At 46.3% G+C, this 17,147-nt stretch carries 11 protein-coding genes and 4 pseudogenes; 6 read left to right on the top strand and 9 right to left on the bottom strand.

What is annotated here, in order from left to right:
• Positions 1–611: 611 nt before the first annotated feature.
• Positions 612–1,457: pseudogene (locus NIT79A3_RS08700) on the top strand (IS110 family transposase); the annotation flags it as partial.
• Positions 1,458–1,527: 70 nt separating this feature from the next.
• A pseudogene (locus NIT79A3_RS19465) lies at positions 1,528–2,078 on the top strand (transposase); the annotation flags it as partial.
• Positions 2,079–2,084: 6 nt separating this feature from the next.
• On the opposite strand, the gene NIT79A3_RS19115 reads toward NIT79A3_RS19465, so the two are convergent.
• Positions 2,085–2,633, bottom strand: coding sequence for an IS630 family transposase (locus NIT79A3_RS19115; protein WP_348225766.1), 549 nt, complete (start codon positions 2,631–2,633; stop codon positions 2,085–2,087).
• An 8-nt stretch (positions 2,634–2,641) separates the two neighbouring features.
• Positions 2,642–3,145 carry a winged helix-turn-helix domain-containing protein gene (locus tag NIT79A3_RS08680; protein ID WP_013964644.1) on the bottom strand — a complete coding sequence of 168 codons (504 nt, stop codon included), beginning with the start codon at positions 3,143–3,145 and terminating at the stop codon, positions 2,642–2,644.
• Between the two features lie 56 nt (positions 3,146–3,201).
• On the opposite strand from NIT79A3_RS08680, the pseudogene NIT79A3_RS08675 reads away from it, so the two are divergent.
• Positions 3,202–3,825: pseudogene (locus NIT79A3_RS08675) on the top strand (IS3 family transposase); the annotation flags it as partial.
• Positions 3,826–4,142: 317 nt separating this feature from the next.
• Here NIT79A3_RS08675 and NIT79A3_RS08670 read toward each other — a convergent pair.
• Positions 4,143–5,119: pseudogene (locus tag NIT79A3_RS08670) on the bottom strand (IS1595 family transposase).
• A gap of 90 nt (positions 5,120–5,209) precedes the next feature.
• On the opposite strand from NIT79A3_RS08670, the gene NIT79A3_RS19460 reads away from it, so the two are divergent.
• A complete protein-coding gene (locus NIT79A3_RS19460; protein ID WP_049785362.1) occupies positions 5,210–5,491 on the top strand; it encodes a PEP-CTERM sorting domain-containing protein in 282 nt (93 codons plus the stop codon).
• Here NIT79A3_RS19460 and NIT79A3_RS08660 read toward each other — a convergent pair.
• From NIT79A3_RS08660 to NIT79A3_RS08635, 6 genes are all read right to left on the bottom strand, one after another.
• Positions 5,474–6,883: an IS5 family transposase gene (locus tag NIT79A3_RS08660; protein WP_013965838.1), complete on the bottom strand. Its 1,410-nt coding sequence runs from the start codon at positions 6,881–6,883 to the stop codon at positions 5,474–5,476. The genes NIT79A3_RS19460 and NIT79A3_RS08660 overlap by 18 nt on opposite strands.
• 356 nt (positions 6,884–7,239) lie before the next feature.
• Positions 7,240–8,352, bottom strand: a complete 1,113-nt coding sequence (dnaJ, locus tag NIT79A3_RS08655; RefSeq protein ID WP_013965837.1) for a molecular chaperone DnaJ — start codon at positions 8,350–8,352, stop codon at positions 7,240–7,242.
• Between the two features lie 147 nt (positions 8,353–8,499).
• On the bottom strand, positions 8,500–10,434 hold the full coding sequence (gene dnaK, locus NIT79A3_RS08650) for a molecular chaperone DnaK (RefSeq protein WP_013965836.1): 1,935 nt from the start codon (positions 10,432–10,434) through the stop codon (positions 8,500–8,502).
• Positions 10,435–10,501: 67 nt separating this feature from the next.
• Positions 10,502–11,095, bottom strand: coding sequence for a nucleotide exchange factor GrpE (grpE, locus tag NIT79A3_RS08645; protein ID WP_013965835.1), 594 nt, complete (start codon positions 11,093–11,095; stop codon positions 10,502–10,504).
• 139 nt (positions 11,096–11,234) lie between these two features.
• Complete coding sequence (purB, locus tag NIT79A3_RS08640; RefSeq protein ID WP_013965834.1) at positions 11,235–12,611, bottom strand: adenylosuccinate lyase; 1,377 nt, start codon at positions 12,609–12,611, stop codon at positions 11,235–11,237.
• Positions 12,612–12,876: 265 nt separating this feature from the next.
• Positions 12,877–14,211: a DUF3422 domain-containing protein gene (locus NIT79A3_RS08635; RefSeq protein ID WP_041360796.1), complete on the bottom strand. Its 1,335-nt coding sequence runs from the start codon at positions 14,209–14,211 to the stop codon at positions 12,877–12,879.
• A 172-nt stretch (positions 14,212–14,383) separates the two neighbouring features.
• On the opposite strand from NIT79A3_RS08635, the gene bioA reads away from it, so the two are divergent.
• Together bioA and NIT79A3_RS08625 are read left to right on the top strand one after the other, a co-directional pair.
• On the top strand, positions 14,384–15,721 hold the full coding sequence (gene bioA / locus NIT79A3_RS08630) for an adenosylmethionine--8-amino-7-oxononanoate transaminase (protein ID WP_041360795.1): 1,338 nt from the start codon (positions 14,384–14,386) through the stop codon (positions 15,719–15,721).
• Between the two features lie 23 nt (positions 15,722–15,744).
• Positions 15,745–17,142, top strand: coding sequence for an MBL fold metallo-hydrolase (locus NIT79A3_RS08625; RefSeq protein ID WP_013965831.1), 1,398 nt, complete (start codon positions 15,745–15,747; stop codon positions 17,140–17,142).
• Positions 17,143–17,147 lie beyond the last annotated feature (5 nt).

Raw genomic sequence — 17,147 nt, 5'->3', positions numbered from 1 at the left:
CCACGAATTTGTTGACATCAAGATGTGATTCTTGAAAAGACGAAAAGTATTTGATAGAAATTCAAATTTATTTGTATTTGCTAACCAGCGGCAAAATCCAGAAATGGAAGATTGTTGTAAATACAACAAACTATATTAAGCAAACAAAGATCAATTGGAGAATAATTGATTTGCACACCCTAATTTATTTATGTGTGCTGTTATGCGAACAAACCGCCTGATTTCAGTAAGCGAAGCCAATTTATGGCAGATCAAGAAACATAGCCGCTTAATCATACAAACCAGAAAATTTCTCAATTCCCTGCTTTATTGCCAGATTTCAGTATTCATTCAGGAAAAATAAACAATAAATAAAGGATGAATTGACTATAGTATTCAATTCATCTTGATATTAATATCTGAATACTCAAGCTCTTACGAATGAATGGTAATTAGTTGAAGTGAAGTAGCTTCTATCAACAGTACAACCTGAGAGATGGTATGGACGCCTCCCCACCGGGGAGCCGGGGTAAACAATAGGAATTGAGTTAGCGCCCCTCGCGGACCTGACGGCATCTACGTGCCAAGGTGGAGCTAATAGAATCTTTCCACAAACGGACGGAGGGGCTGAAATGAATTTTACAACTTATGGGTTGGATATCGCAAAGCGAGTTTTTCAACTGTACTGGGTGACACACGAGAGCGGCGAGATACACAACCGCAAGTTTGGCAAGCAGGAATTGCTGGAATTTTTTGCGCAACGTGAAGCTGGACTGATTGCAATTGAGGCATGCGAAAGCGCGCACTGGTGGCGACGCAAACTGATGGCACTGGAACATGAGGTTAAACTGATTCACGCCAAGTTTGTCCGGCCCTTTGTGCAAGGCAACAAGACCGATGCGGCGGATGCCAAGGCAATCTGGACGGCGGTACGGCAACCGGGGATGCGCATGGTTGCGGGTAAAACAGAAGATCAACAAGCGCTGCTGGCGCTGCACCGGATGAGATTATCGCTAATCAAGTTCTGTACCATGCAAGTGAACCAGCTGCGCGGCTTGCTCTACGAATTTGGTGTTACGTTGAAAGGCGGCAGGCAAGCAGGTTTGTCAGAAATACAGCAGCGCATGGCTGAACTGGAAGAAATCGTACCTGGTGTGCTGTTTGAAGCAGTCAAGGAGCAATTGAATCGACTCGATGAAATCGAAGCAGACGTGAAGAACATTGAGCGCAGAATCAAAGATTGGCAGAAACAGCAAGCTGCATGCAGGAAGATTGCTGAGATCCCCGGTGTGGGAATGCTGACGGCAACTGCCCTTGTCGCCACGATGGGTGAAGCAGATAGCTTTAAATCCGGGCGGGAATTCGCTGCCTTTGTGGGACTTGTTCCAAGGCAGAGCGGCACGGGCGGCAAGATCAAGCTGTTAGGTATCAGCAAACGGGGCGACACGTATTTGCGCACTTTACTGATCCATGGCGCAAGTGAGCTTCCCCCGAAAAATAGTCTTCCAAGGGTGACGTACAATTAACGTTACTATTGAGAGGAAGACGATGAAGAAGATACCGAAGCAGGAATACACGACCGAGTTCAAGGAGCAAGCGGTCAAGCAAGTGAAGATGGGAAAGTCGATTGTTCTGGTAGCGAAGGAACTGGGACTGGTAGAACAAACACTGCGCAACTGGGTAAAGTTGGCGGAGGCAGGCAAACTTAACGGTAAGGGTACCAAGGTTGTCACACCGGAACAAATGGATCTATCCCGGTTACGTGCTGAGAACGTAAGGCTGAAACGGGAGTGTGAGATCCTAAAAAAAGCAACGGCGTACTTCGCGAGAGATGTTGTGTGAAGTACGCCTGGATTGATAAGCAACGGGAGTTTTCTCTCGCCGAGATGTGTACGATATTAGATGTCAGCGTGAGCGGATACCGGTCGTGGAAGCGTGGTGGCAAACCGGATCGCAAACGCATCACCGACGTTCAAATGCTGACGCTGATCCAATCTATTCATGCCGAACTCAAGGGGATCTACGGTAGTCCGAGAATGGTCAGAGAATTGCGTGACCGTGGGTTTCCAGCTTCCAAGAAGCGGGTTGAACGTCTAATTCCAATTTTATTTTAAAACAGCATTAATAATCCAATCCCATCCGGCAATGCTACGCATAGTCTCCTGGTTTAATTCAAAGCTTTTTAGCGCGCTTTCCAGATGTATCTCAAGCGCATCCAGACTATCGAAGGCGCGGTTATGAAAGAATTTTTCCCGCAATTCATCCCATACATGTTCCTGCGGGTTGAGTTCTGGCGAGTAAGGTGGTAGAAACAGGATTCGCATATTCTCTGCCAATTTCATGGTTTGGCTTTTGTGCCAGCCTGCACCGTCCATCACCATAATGATATTTTCATGCGGGTAACGTGCCGCGATTTCATCCACGAAAAGTTGCATGCAGTCCCCGTTCACCCAGGGCAGGATTAGGAAATCAAATCGCCCATCCAGTGGGCTGACTGCGCCATAAGCGTAGGTGTATTGTTGCGTCAGCATGGCACGTACCATGGGACGATGGGGCTTCTTGTCCCAGCAGTGCCGTACATCGCTGATGCGGCCGAAACGCGCTTCATCCTGAAACATTAGACGCAGCGGGCGCGAGACCGCAAAAGCCGCCACTTCCTCGGTTAGCCGCTCGGGGAGTTTTTTTTCCACGCCTCGCGCGCTGCTGGGTCGGCTTGTGGATGGCTTTTATCCGGGGCCAGTTTGCGCCAGCCATGCCGTGCCAACATTTGGTACAGAGTAGACAAAGCCAGTGGCTTGCCCAGCCTAGCTTCAACCGCCGGTTTCAAGGGCGGAACAATGACCACGCCACCGGTAGCAGCCTCACTCAGCACTTCATCCAGAATCCTGGCTTCCTGCTCCAAACTGGCCTTGGCCCGGTTACGTAATTCGCGTTTGCTGCGCGTGGCTTTCTTTTCCTCTCCCGTCGCTGGATCATACCGGGTACGCATTCTGCAGGTGACACCTACTGAACGGCCAATGGCAAGCGCTGTCTGCTCCAGACTCAAACCTAGCGACAATGGCAGCACTATCGCTTGCGCAGCTCGAAGTTCTGCCGCAGTCTTGGCTTTCTTTAACCGTTCCATCGCTACCTCAAGTTGCTCCGTCCCACTTGCCTTCCGTGCCATGATGGCCTCTACCAAAAATAAAAGCTATATTATTACTGTTTTTATCTGTAATTGGAATAATGCGAGAGAACGGCATTCGTGCAAGGCACAAGCGGCGCTACAAGATAACGACGGACTCCAGGCACAATCTGCCGATTGCACCGAATCTGCTGGATCGGAATTTCAGTCCAGCCGCGCCTAATCAGGTCTGGACATCCGATATCACTTACCTATGGACAGATGAGGGCTTGCTATATCTGGCTATCGTGCTTGATCTGTTTAACCGTGAGGTGGTTGGCTGGTCGCTGAAACCGCGCATGACTGCAGACATCGTTACAGATGCACTAACGATGGCATGGTTTCGCAAGAAACCTGCAGCAGGATTGATGCACCACTCAGATCGGGGTAGCCAATATGCCAGCAAAGAATTTCAGAGAAGGCTCAAGAAATACGGCATGATCTGCTCAATGAGCCGTAAAGGTAATTGTTGGGATAATGCCCCAACCGAAAGTTGGTTCAATAGCTTCAAGAACGAGCGAGTACATGGACTGCGTTATGAAACACGCGCAGAGATGGCTGCCATGAGCTTCGGGTACATCGAGGTACTTTACAACCGGAAACGGCAGCACTCAACGTTAGGCTATAAATCGCCAATGAGGTTTCTAAATGACTGGCTAATCCTCAACAGAAGAAAAAGCTGATAGCATAAAACTGTTCGCCTGTTGGAAGACGAAAAACAGAGGGAACCTCAAACATTACAACGACGCTCGGTGGCGATCTTACATACACCAATGGCGGCCTTACCGTACACGCGTTAGGTTCCTACAATGGCGGGGCTTTTGGTTCAGGGGCAGCGGTCGTTCAGGATCATGAAAATGCCTACAACGGAAAACTTTCAGGAAGTGATGCAATCGGCGCAGGTTTAGGTGTATACCACAAGAGTAGCGATACCAGTGATGATAATATTACCTCATTTGAAACGCTTTGGTTGCATTTCGATCAGGTAGTTTCTTTATGGCTATGTAGTAATTAACTGTTGAAATTGTCTTGTTTTCCCAAGTGACATTAGGAAACAAAGGGTTGGTGTAACGCTCTGACCGAGACGGTCAATCATTCTATGCCACCCCAGATAACTTGCAAGATAGCGTGTTGCCACACCATGGAACTTCGCCATCCATTGTCTGAGTCGGCTGCCATAAGCATTAACATTCTGAATGTGGTAAACATCGTTGATAACTCGTTGACCTGCAGCAATGTTGACTGGACGATGAACAATTCTTGCATTCCTGGTGATCTGTCTGTAGGCGGGCATTCCATCTGTGCAAAGAATGACATCTTTGCTTAACAACGGGATAAGCACTGTTCCGATTTGCTCTGCGCTTGTGTCACGCAGTATACGATCATCAGTTTCACCATGACGATCACGTATCACTAACACGGGTATCTGTTTTTTTGATGTGCCGCGCTTGGCAGCTTTGCCGCCTCGTTTGCGTGCGGCTCTCGGTAAATGATGTTGTCCCTTAAAAGATTCCAGAAAATACATTTCGTCAGCTTCAACAATGCCATTCATTTTGGGAGATTGATGGAGTGCAGGCGTTCGCAAAAAACGGTGACGCCATTTAAAGCTCGTGTTCGTGGTTACTCCGCAGCTGACCGCTGCTTTACGTACACTTACCCTTGAACCATCGCTTGCTCATAATCAAACCATTTGTCTTTGTGGCGTAATCGGGCCAATGCCGTGCCTGTCAGGGCATTAAATGTGTGATTGCAGTGGCGGCATCGGTAGCGTTGTAACTCACTGGCTTTACCCCACCGATACAGCTTTGTTTCCTGACAATAGGGACAAATTCGTTCTTCATTCTGCCCTTGCTCAATCAATTCTATGATCGTATCAGCACCGGCTTTTCTTTCTAATCTTTCTCGAAGCTTGTCTCGCTGACCGCGGCTCATCCTCTCAATCGATTTTATCCAATCTTTGAATTCAGCTGCTTTCATGATGCATAACCCCTCTTTTGCATTCCGATGCATATTTGACTAGCAATTCAACAATTAATTGCTACAGAGCCTTCTTTATCTTCAGTCGGTTTGCGTTCAGAAGGTCATAATACAACCGGCTGGGGTTCTGGCAAAACCTTCGAATATAGTTTCGACAATTCAACTTGGACCACAGGATTGTTGCCACTTAACGTAGGTCAATTCGGTTTGATTCACGCAGGGAGTGATTTTTACTTCCGATTTGGCGGCAGCCATGCAGATCAATTCTATCTCAGCTCAATGACTGTGTCGGCAGTTCCAGAACCGGAAACCTATGCGATGTTGTTGGCAGGATTAGGTTTAGTCGGTTTTTCGTTACGTAGTCGACCCTGAAAAAGTATCAAACGACAGTTGTTCTGGAAAAGCTACCCGAGAAAACTGGCGCCTACTAAAATGCATGCCCTGGTAATTTAAATTTCCATCAAGGAATCCGATAATTTGCAGTTTTCGCCATGGGAAAAAGAGCCAAAAAATGGCCAGCAGCCATTGTTTCAGATTCCAGGCGGCAGCAGCCATCAGCAGGTTGATGCGATCGCCAATAGCGCCTTTCAGATAGTTCCTCGCCATTCGATAATCCGATTTCAGGTGGCCGATAATGGGTTCAATCGCGGCACGCCTCCTGCACTGTTTTCGCTTCTTGTCTTTCTGGTATCGGGTATCCTTCTTTAATGCCTTTCCAGGCAAAATGATCTGGGTTCCATTGACTTCACGTTTGCCGCGGTAGCCGCGATCGCATACGGCTTGCTTAGCTGCTTTCCCGCGCGAAATCTCAACATGACGCAAGATCTCTGGTAACGTATTGCTGTCATGCAGATTCTGTTCGTGACTGATTACGCCGACGATCAGATTACCTTTTGCGGTACTGGCGACCGATGCTTGGCTAGCGTACTCATATTGTTTGTGGTCTTTCCCCTTGGCGACACAGTACACTTGCGGTTCATGCAATGAGTAGATCTTGTTCTTATCGTTTTGCTGTTGCCGTAATACGCGCTCATACAACAGAAAGTCCCGTTGATAGCATTCAAACAGACAGTACTGCGGTAATTCTCTCCTGAGCTCCCGTATCAAGACACCTGCAATGGTTCTGAGCCGCTTTAATGCGCGTTTGGCCTTGGCTCTTTTCTTCACGTGCCGGTAGTGCCGAATATCCAGGCGCAGTGACTTCACTTCTTTGACGAAAGTGCGCCGCTGTGAAATACCGTGGGCGGGGCCAATCTTGTTGAGGCGATTGATAATCTTGATCGCTAGTTTGCTATCTGTCGGGTACGTGATGTTCTTCTCATGCACAGTCGTGTCAACATGAACCACATCTTCCAGCGCTGATTCCCCATGCAAACCAACACTCATCCGGAAAATCCGCTCTACACCTTGCGCGCCTAGGCGCTTGCGAAAATGTACTAGCTCCGTACTATGGCAAGGCAGCTTTTGCTGGAATTCTTTCATGCCGCAAAAGGCCTGGTAATAAGGATTGCGCTTCCACTGCAATACTATCGATTCGTCACTCAGATTCTCTAACTGCTTCAGTATCAATAACCCAACCATCAGCCGGATCGGCTTACTCGGCGCACCTGCCGCCGTCGTGTAATGGATGGAAAATGATTCCTCAAATTCTTGCCAGGGTATCGCTGATGCAAGCTTCAGCAACAAATCATTGGGATCAAGTTGCATCAACAAATCTGTTCCAAACAAATTCGGTTGATGAATCGTACTGCTATGTCTTAGCATTTTTAATCACCATTTCGACCAGAAAACACTTGGATATTTTAACATTTCCGGTCGTTATGAGCATTAAGAATCAGATCATTCAAGCATAGTATCAAGTGCTTGTGGATATTTCAGGGCTGACTACGTAGTCAAAAAAGATAATAATAAAACCGGTTTTCTCTCTTAGCATCTGCTGAAGGGGAATGTTTAAAGAGAGATCAATTCATCTCAGAATCAGATCTCTCTCTTTTTCAGACTGCATTAATTCGTTGTGGATATCAGTGTCGATTAATAATCGCCTACTATGTTTAAAAGTAAGCTTTTTCTTCGAAAATGTCACGGATAACACTGTTGAACGTTCTGTTTTAAACCTTCCGTTATTCTGAAAAAAACTCGCGAGCTTTATCCATCCAGGATTTAGCACGAGGACTGTGACGAGGGCCATCTTTCAGGCTTATTGTTTCCAATTCTTCCAATAACTCTTTCTGGCGTGCTGTCAGTTTTACTGGGGTTTCCACAACGACATGACAAAGTAAATCGCCTTTCTCATGACTGCGCACACCTTTAATTCCCTTGCTGCGTAAACGGAAAATCTTTCCTGTCTGCGTTTCTGACGGGACCTTAATTTTGGCATGCCCTTCTAATGTGGGCACTTCGATTTCTCCCCCTAGCGCAGCCACAGTAAAACTAATTGGAATTTCACAATGCAGGTTATCACCGTCACGACGGAAAACAGAATGTGCTGACAGGTGAACCACTACATACAGATCGCCAGGCGGCCCGCCGTTCACACCGGCTTCGCCTTCTCCTGAGATGCGGATACGATCACCATCATCAACACCTTCTGGAATTTTTACATTCAGTGTCTTATGTTGTTTTACACGCCCTATTCCATGACAAGTTAAACAAGGATTCGCGATAATCTTTCCGCTGCCTTGGCACTTGGGACATGTTTGCTGGATGGAGAAGAATCCCTGTTGCATTCTTACCTGCCCATGGCCATTACAAGTAGGACAGGTTTTTGGCGAACTCCCTGGCTTAGAACCACTGCCGTGACAAGGCTCACATTTTTCCATTGTGGGAATGCGAATTTTTGTTTCGGTCCCATGCGCAGCCTGCTCCAGGGAGATCTCCAGGTTGTAGCGTAAATCAGAGCCACGATGCACATTTGCGCGCGCACCGCCGCGGCCTCCAAATATATCACCGAAAATATCACTAAACGCATCGCTGAATCCCTGTGCACCGCCCCCACCTGCTGCACTAGCATCAACGCCGGCATGGCCGAATTGATCATAGGCGGCGCGTTTATTAGCATCCGTCAAAATTTCATAAGCTTCTTTGGCTTCTTTAAACATCTCTTCCGATTTAACATCGCCGGAGTTCCGATCGGGATGATATTTCATTGCCAATTTACGATAGGCTTTCTTGATTGTGTTTTCATCGGCGTCGCGGTTGACACCAAGCACTTGATAGTAATCGCGCTTACTCATATTGATTTCCTGCTACCGGGGTAAAGTTTATGCTGCTTTGGTTTTTAAAAAATGATAATTTCATATCAAACACCAAAACGCAGAGCACGCAGAAGAATTCGAAAATACTCTTCTTACGTCTCTGCGTCTTAACGATTCTAATAAAATTTATTTCTTGTTTTTGACTTCCTCAAACTCTGCATCAACTACTTCACCTTCCACTGGTTTTTCACCTTGGTTGGATGAAGCCCCTGATTCAGGTTGCGCTTGCTGACCTTGTTGATCTTTTTGCTGATACATCTTTTCAGCCAGTTTGTGCGCCGCTTCGGTCAATGCTTGTGTTTTGGCGTCGATATCTTCTTTCTTGTCAGTTTTGAGCACTTCCTCTGCATCCTTCAATGCTGTCTCAATTTTGGCTTTTTCATCGCTGCTCAGTTGATCGCCATATTCTTTCAACGATTTCTTAACCGAATGAATGATGGCATCGCACTGGTTGCGGCTGGAAATCAATTCCAACGCCTTATGATCTTCCTCGGCGTGCGCTTCGGCATCTTTTACCATGCGATCGACTTCATCATCCGACAAACCAGAACTTGCCTGGATTTTGATCTTATTTTCCTTACCGGTGGCCTTATCTTTCGCTGATACATGCAAGATACCATTTGCATCAATGTCAAACGTCACTTCAATTTGCGGCATGCCGCGCGGTGATGGCGGGATATCACTCAAATTAAACTGTCCCAAGCTTTTATTACCCGATGCCATCTCGCGCTCACCCTGTAACACATGTATGGTGACTGCCGTCTGATTCTCTTCCGCTGTAGAAAATACTTGCTGCGCCTTAGTTGGAATTGTAGTATTTTTCTGGATCAGTTTGGTCATCACACCACCCAGCGTTTCGATACCTAACGACAATGGTGTCACATCCAGCAACAAGACATCTTTCACGTCGCCCTGCAGCACACCACCCTGAATGGCTGCACCAACCGCAACGGCTTCATCTGGATTAACATCCTTACGCGGTTCTTTACCAAAAATTTCCTTAACTTTTTCTTGTACTTTGGGCATGCGTGTCTGCCCGCCGACCAGAATGACATCATCAATGTCTGAAGCGGATAGACCGGCATCCTTCATCGCAGTGCGGCAGGGTCCAGCCGTACGTTCTATGAGCTCTTCTACTAGGCTTTCCAATTTGGCACGGGTTACCTTGACCGCCAAATGTTTAGGTCCAGATGCATCAGCAGTAATGTACGGCAAATTAACTTCAGTCTGCTGGCTCGATGACAATTCAATTTTGGTTTTCTCTGCAGCATCCTTCAAGCGCTGTAGCGCCAGCATGTCCTTCTTCAGGTCAATTCCGGTTTCCTTCTTGAATTCATCAACCAGGTATTCAATCACACGTGAATCAAAATCTTCGCCGCCGAGGAAAGTGTCACCATTAGTGGCTAATACTTCAAATTGATGTTCCCCTTCAATTTCTGCAATTTCAATGATGGAAATATCAAAAGTCCCACCGCCTAAGTCATAGACAGCGATTTTCCGGTCACCTTCTTTTTTATCCATACCAAAAGCCAATGCTGCGGCTGTCGGTTCATTGATAATACGCTTCACTTCCAGACCAGCAATCCGCCCGGCGTCTTTAGTTGCCTGACGTTGCGAATCGTTGAAATAGGCTGGTACCGTAATAACAGCTTCGGTTACCGGTTCACCCAGATAATCTTCGGCTGTTTTCTTCATTTTTATCAGCACTTGTGCTGAAACTTCCGGTGGCGCAATTTTCTTACCGCGCACTTCCACCCAAGCATCATTGTTATCTGCTTTGATGATGTTGTAGGGCACCATCTTGATGTCTTTTTGCACCATGTCTTCGTCAAAACGGCGCCCAATCAGCCGCTTCACTGCAAACAATGTATTTTTTGGATTGGTAATTGCCTGGCGCTTCGCTGAGGCGCCTACCAAAACTTCATTATCTTCCGTATAGGCAACGATAGAAGGCGTTGTTCGCGTACCCTCTAAGTTTTCAATAACTTTGGGCTTCCCGTTCTCCATAACGGCTACACAAGAGTTTGTGGTACCCAGATCGATACCGATAATTTTTGCCATGTTAAGTCCTTTTAAAGATTAATTCTGTCTATCAACTGAACTAAAAGTGGAGATACTTCGGGAAAATTCAAGTATCTTTTGCTTTCGAAACCGATACAAGTGCCGGACGGATAATGCGTTCGTGCAGCTTATAGCCTTTTTGCATGACTTGAACCACCGAATTCGGAGTCAATTCAGAATCAACCGTACACATTGCTTGATGTTGATGCGGATCGAACTTTTCTCCTTTTGGATCAATCGCCTTAATGCTGAATTTATCAAACACACTGGTCAGTTGTTTTTGTGTTAATTCCATACCGTTTTTAAAACTTTCCACGCTAGCATTTTCAATTGCCAGCGCTGCTTCGAGGCTATCCATGACCGTCAGTAATTCAGCAGAGAAATTCTCGATGGCATATTTATGCGCATTAGCCACATCACTTTGCGCACGTTTTCGAATATTCTCTGTTTCAGCTTTCGCTCGAATCCAGGCATCATGATGTTCAGCTGCTCTGATTTCAGCCTCTTTCAATAAATGCTCAAGGCTGGGTTGCGGGTCTTTGTTTTCTCCGGTTTGAATAGTTGCATCACTGGTTATTCCGGGTATTTTGGCTTCTTCTTTAGCATAGGGTAATTCAGTTGGGTTAGCTTCTGGATTATGTGGATTTTCTGGACTTGACATCGTACCTCCTAATGACTGTGCAAGCGATATTGGGGTTGCATTTTTAAATTTCAAGCCAACAATTAAAAATTGTTCACACTTCTTGCAAATTTATTGGATTAACACGCCAATTCAATGCACTATTGGCTGTAATTTTCGATCAATTCTTGATTCTTCCGGCCAATGTACTTGCCTTGCCGATATAATTGCGAGGAGTTAACGCCAACAGGCGATCTTTCTCGGCTACAGGAATATTAAGATCAGCAATAAACTGATGCAGTGTTTCTTTGGTAATTCCGCTCTTGCCACGTGTTAACGCTTTCAGTTGCTCGTAAGGGTTGGTTACTCCATAGCGCCGCATCACTGTTTGAATAGGTTCGGCCAGAACTTCCCAGGTGCTGTCCAGATCAGCCAGTAATTGCGCCGGGTTGATATCCAGTTTGTTGAGTCCTTTAGTACAGGAGTCATAAGCCAGCAGAGTATGCCCTAACGCCACGCCCATATTACGTAATACGGTGGAATCGGTTAAATCCCGTTGCCACCGGGATACAGGTAATTTTTCGCTCAAATGACGCAATAATGCATTGGCAATCCCCAAATTACCTTCCGAGTTTTCAAAATCAATCGGATTGACTTTGTGCGGCATAGTTGAAGAGCCTACTTCGCCCACTTTGGTTTTTTGTTTGAAATAACCCAGTGAAATATACCCCCAGATATCGCGATTCAGATCCAACAGAATGGTATTGATTCTTGCATATGCGTCGAAAAGTTCTGCGATCGTGTCGTGGGGTTCAATCTGGGTCGTATAAGGATTAAATTCCAGACCCAAATTTTCAACAAATAACTGTGCAAATTTTTCCCAATCCAGATCCGGATAGGCGGATAAGTGCGCATTGTAATTACCGACTGCACCATTGATCTTACCCAATATGGAAATTGCTTCGAGTTGTTTCTTCCCGCGTTGTAGGCGATAAACTACATTCGCAATCTCTTTGCCTAATGTCGTTGGTGTAGCTGGCTGGCCATGCGTGCGAGCAAGCATCGGGACATCCGCTAATTGATGGGCCAACTCTATCAATCTATTAACAATTCTGTCGAGCGCGGGCACCATGACTTGTTCCAGGCTGGATTTGAGCATCAGGCCATGCGATAGATTGTTGATATCTTCAGAGGTGCAGGCAAAATGAATAAATTCAGCAACCTTGGCAATCTCAGCATTATCTGCCAGCTTTTGTTTTAGCCAGTACTCAACGGCTTTCACATCATGATTGGTCGTGGCTTCAATGGCCTTAACTGCTTCTCCGTCAGCAACGGAAAAATTTACCACCAAATTATCCAGTTGCGTGTTGGTTTCGGATGAAAAAGGCGGAACCTCAAAAATCCCTGGTTCGTTACTTAGCGCTTTAATCCATGCCACTTCAATCTGCACACGGTAGCGAATCAAAGCAAATTCACTGAAATAAATTCGCAGCGGTTCTACTTTTGTTTGGTAACGGCCATCCAAGGGGGATAATGCGGTAATTGCTGAAAAATTCATAGTATTTTCATATTTTTTGAAGCCGGGATTCTAACATGCCTGCTTTGAACGGATAGTGATATAGATGTTATCCCTTCAAACAAAAATTTTCTGAATACCTGCTTTGTAGCGGAAATAGCTCATTCTGAATCATCGATCTTATAGAGTCGGCTATTAAACAGTTCGATTTTTTATAGCAGAGAAGACCGGAATACGGAGTTTCAATAAATCTTTTTAATGGCCGGATCAATAAAACCTTGACCAATGTTGTTCCACGATATCTAACTTAATGCGGCTTAAAGAATTTATCGTGGATACGCCGCGTAGTGCGCCAAACCACCCAGAGTACGATAGGAATCATCAATCCGGCAGCCATCTCAGGATGGATAGGTATGCCAGCAGCCTTGCCTGCTTTGGCTATGTATAGCAATAAACTGATTACGTAATAGGTAATGGCGGCAATCGATAAACCTTCCACTGTACTTTGCAAGCGCAGTTGTAATTCCTGGCCACGAGTCAGTTTTTCCAGTAATTGCTGATTCTGCGTTTCGGTCAGAATATCAACCCGCGTTCGCAGCAATGCGCTCGCTCGTGAGACACGCGCAGAAAGATAACTCATTCGCTGTGCAGTCGCTTCAACTGTCGCGATAGCCGGTGAAAGCCGCCGCTGCATAAATTCTCCAATGGTCTGAGTACCCGGTATGGCTTTTTCTCTGAGTTCGCTGATACGTTGTGTGACCAGTTTGTTGTATGCTTGCGTCGCCGCAAAACGGTACGCATGTTCAACAGTAGCACGTTCGATACGCGTAGCTAATGAAATGAGCGTATCAAGTAATTCTTGATCAGAAGCGGCCTTGTTTTCCAATTGTGCTGTGATATCAGCCAACTGCTGCTCCGCTCTGGTCAATTCAGGAATAAGTTGTTTAGCTACTGGCAGGCCTTTTAACGCCATGAGCCGGTAGGTTTCAATTTCAAGCAGGCGTTGCGAAACACGCCCCGCTCGCGTCTCTGATGCATTAATCGGCATAATTACCAGCATGCGCTCAAAGCCACTGGGACGCAGCATAAAATCTGTCACTGCAATTGAATGACCGTCTCTACCGATCAGTGAAGCTACCACTGGATTCCCTCCAAACCACTGACGTGCCTGGATGAGCAACTCATCGGGTTCGTTCAGATCACCATGCATCATGGCTAGTTTAATAGCAGCGAAAGTACGGCCAGGGATTTCAGCCAGCCAACCTTGCGGTAAGCTCAAGTAAGAAAGTAACTCTGGATCTGTCGCACCCAATTGAGCAACCTCAGGTAGGGGTTGTACAAGCGAATAGCGCGTAAATTCGCTATGACGCTCCCATCTCAAAGAATAGCCCTGCAAACGCAAGCGCAGAAAATTATTCTGCAATTGTTCGAGCATCAGCGTCTCCTGCCCAGGGAGGCGGCGCAAGTGTTCACACTCTTGCTCGCGTGTTATACCATCATTAATTACCGCCACATAAATCACCAGCGCGGGTAATCGGATCCGCTGACTCGGACGTGCATGCACTTCATTGTGCAATGAAATTCGTTGCGGGTCATCGTCAGGCAGCAAACCGGATGAATGAATGCCAATGTTTGGATACATACGCATAGAAGAATAAGATTTTTTTGGCAGACCTGAATGTACCAAGGTTCCAGTGCCAGGTCAAAAACACTGAAAAACGATCACTCATAGTCTACAATGACTGATAATTATTGTAGCTTACTTAGTTTGAAAGCAGTCTTTCGTGATTTTCGTGATACGTTTTAAAAATTATATGTCGAATATCAATCACAACATACCTTTATCAGCATCGCAACTGCAGCTTAGAAGCCTTGAATCTGTATGGCACCCTTGCACGCAAATGAAGCAACACGAAACCTATCCGCTCGTTCCGATTGTGAGTGGCAAAGGGGTATGGCTCTATGATGCTGCTGGAGAGCGTTATCTTGACGCCATTAGTTCCTGGTGGGTCAATCTGTTTGGTCACAGCAATCCTTACATCAACGCGGCAATCCACGATCAGCTTGAGAAAATAGAACATGTCATGCTGGCGGGTTTCACCCATGAACCGGTTGTTTTATTATCGGAACGGCTCAAGAAAATAGCGCCCGGCGCACTCGGGCATTGCTTCTACGCCAGTGATGGAGCATCGGCAATTGAAATCGCATTAAAAATGAGTTTTCATTATTGGCTTTTGTGCGGTCAACCGCAGAAAAACAATTTTGTCAGCTTGCAAAATGATTATCATGGCGAAACACTCGGGGCATTATCGGTCACTGATGTGGCAATCTTCCGGGAAACCTATGCGCCATTGCTTCGGCCGTGCACACATGTTCCCACTCCCGACTGGCGTTATGCGGAAACCGGGGAATCACCGGAAGATTATGCTATCCGCGCTGCTGATGCGCTGGAGCGTTATTTGGCGGAGAATCATGCACAAACTGCCGCATTCATTCTTGAGCCACTGGTTCAAGGCGCTGCTGGTATGGGCATGTATCACTCTGCTTATCTGCAGCGTGCCAGAGAAATCTGCACTCAATACCAAGTGCATTTGATCGCCGATGAAATTGCCGTTGGTTTTGGCCGGACTGGAATACTATTCGCGTGTAATCATGCAGATATCGCACCGGATTTTTTATGTCTATCGAAAGGTCTGAGCGGCGGATATTTGCCACTGTCAGTTGTGATGACTTCTGATACGATTTTTCAGGCTTTTTATGATGACAAAACAGCACATGCATTTTTACACTCTCATTCGCATACCGGCAATGCATTAGCCTGCCGGGCAGCACTGGCCACGCTGGATATTTTTGAACGCGATCATGTCATTGAGACAAACAAGAGCAAAGCGGCCTACCTGAATAAAATTGCAACACCGCTCACAGATCACTCTAAAGTCAAGAATTTCCGCAATTGTGGCATGATATGGGCTTTTGAAGTAGAAACGGATGATCGCGATTTTGCAGCGAAATGTTTTCAGGCAGGTTTAAAGCAGCAAATACTACTGCGCCCCCTCGGGAAAACCATTTATTTCATGCCCCCCTATATTATCAACGAGCAGGAAATAGATTTGCTGGTAAATGCCACGCTGCATGTGTTGGACACGTTATAAATCACTAAAAGGAATTTATTGCAATGCAACTTACTTTCTTGGGTGCAGCCGGTGAAGTGACCGGATCCAGTTATCTCATCGAAACCGGAACAGTACGATTTCTGGTCGATTGCGGCATGTTCCAAGGCGGCCGGGAGGCGGATAGAAAAAACCGTACTGCTTTTAAATTCGATCCTAAAACAATCGATTTTGTATTACTAACCCACGCCCATATCGACCATTCCGGCCTACTACCGCGGTTAAGCGCATGGGGCTTCAGAGGCCCGGTTTATTGCACAGCAGCTACTGCGGATTTACTTCAGGTCATGCTAAAGGACAGTGCGCATATTCAGGAAAAAGAAATTGAGTGGCGTAATAAATCGCGCCATTACAGCCGGTCAACGCAGGAGCTTGCCCCGCTATATACCGTCACTCAAGCGGAAGCACTTCTCAAGCAATTAATCCGCGTGGATTACAATACAGAAATTAATCCCCACACATCCGTACGCTGTTGTTTCCGGGATGCTGGCCACATCCTCGGATCATCCATCATTGAACTTTGGGTTAAAAAGCATGCGGATTACAAGAAAATTGTATTCTCGGGCGATTTGGGACAACCTGGCCACCCGATTGTACGCGACCCAACTTTCATCCAACAAGCAGATATTCTGCTGATCGAATCAACCTATGGCAATCGTTTGCATCGGAATATGCCCGATACCTTGGATGAATTGGTTCATGCGATCAACCATACACTGATCCATAAGGGCGGCAATGTGATCATACCCGCTTTCACTGTTGGCCGTACCCAGGATCTGCTGTTTCTGCTGATCGATCTTTATCGCCAAGGTAAACTGGGAGAAATGGATATTTATGTTGATTCACCGATGGCGCGGGCGGCGACAGAAATTACACTCAACCATATTGCATTGCTCGACAAAGAAACTTCCGATACGCTGCAGTGGATGAATAAGAGTGTGAGAAAACCACAAATACATTTCGTGCAGGATATTGAAGAATCCATGCAGCTTAACCACATGAAACATGGGCTCATCATTATTTCAGCCAGTGGTATGTGCGATGCCGGACGTATCAAACATCATCTCAAATACAATCTTGACAGATCCGAATGCAGCATATTGATTACTGGGTTTCAGGCGGAAGGAACTTTGGGAAGACGATTAGTAGACGGCGCCCGGAAAGTCAGGATCTTTGGTGAGGATGTTCGTGTCAAGGCAACCATATATACCATCGGTGGACTCTCGGCGCATGCCGATCAGGCAGATTTAATCAACTGGTTGCGACACTTCCAGAAAATGCCCGAAAATATTTTTGTCGTACATGGTGAATTCAGCAATTCTTCTGCTTTGGTTACCGCGATTCAGCAGAAACTCAATTGGACGGCATGCATTCCGGAACAATTGTCAGTTGTCACGCTTTAACAAGC

The sequence above is a fragment of the Nitrosomonas sp. Is79A3 genome (assembly GCF_000219585.1).
Classification (GTDB): Bacteria; Pseudomonadota; Gammaproteobacteria; order Burkholderiales; family Nitrosomonadaceae; genus Nitrosomonas.
The sequence above is the reverse complement of the archived record's forward strand: the minus strand, read 5'-3'. Positions and strand labels throughout refer to the sequence as shown.

Coding starts and splice junctions, on each gene's coding strand:
- NIT79A3_RS08680 (WP_013964644.1), bottom strand. CDS start 3,145: ATGGCACGGAAGGCAAGTGGGACGGAGCAACTTGAGGTAGCGATGGAA.
- NIT79A3_RS08660 (WP_013965838.1), bottom strand. CDS start 6,883: ATGCTAAGACATAGCAGTACGATTCATCAACCGAATTTGTTTGGAACA.
- dnaJ (WP_013965837.1), bottom strand. CDS start 8,352: ATGAGTAAGCGCGATTACTATCAAGTGCTTGGTGTCAACCGCGACGCC.
- dnaK (WP_013965836.1), bottom strand. CDS start 10,434: ATGGCAAAAATTATCGGTATCGATCTGGGTACCACAAACTCTTGTGTA.
- grpE (WP_013965835.1), bottom strand. CDS start 11,095: ATGTCAAGTCCAGAAAATCCACATAATCCAGAAGCTAACCCAACTGAA.
- purB (WP_013965834.1), bottom strand. CDS start 12,611: ATGAATTTTTCAGCAATTACCGCATTATCCCCCTTGGATGGCCGTTAC.
- NIT79A3_RS08635 (WP_041360796.1), bottom strand. CDS start 14,211: ATGTATCCAAACATTGGCATTCATTCATCCGGTTTGCTGCCTGACGAT.
- bioA (WP_041360795.1), top strand. CDS start 14,384: ATGTCGAATATCAATCACAACATACCTTTATCAGCATCGCAACTGCAG.
- NIT79A3_RS08625 (WP_013965831.1), top strand. CDS start 15,745: ATGCAACTTACTTTCTTGGGTGCAGCCGGTGAAGTGACCGGATCCAGT.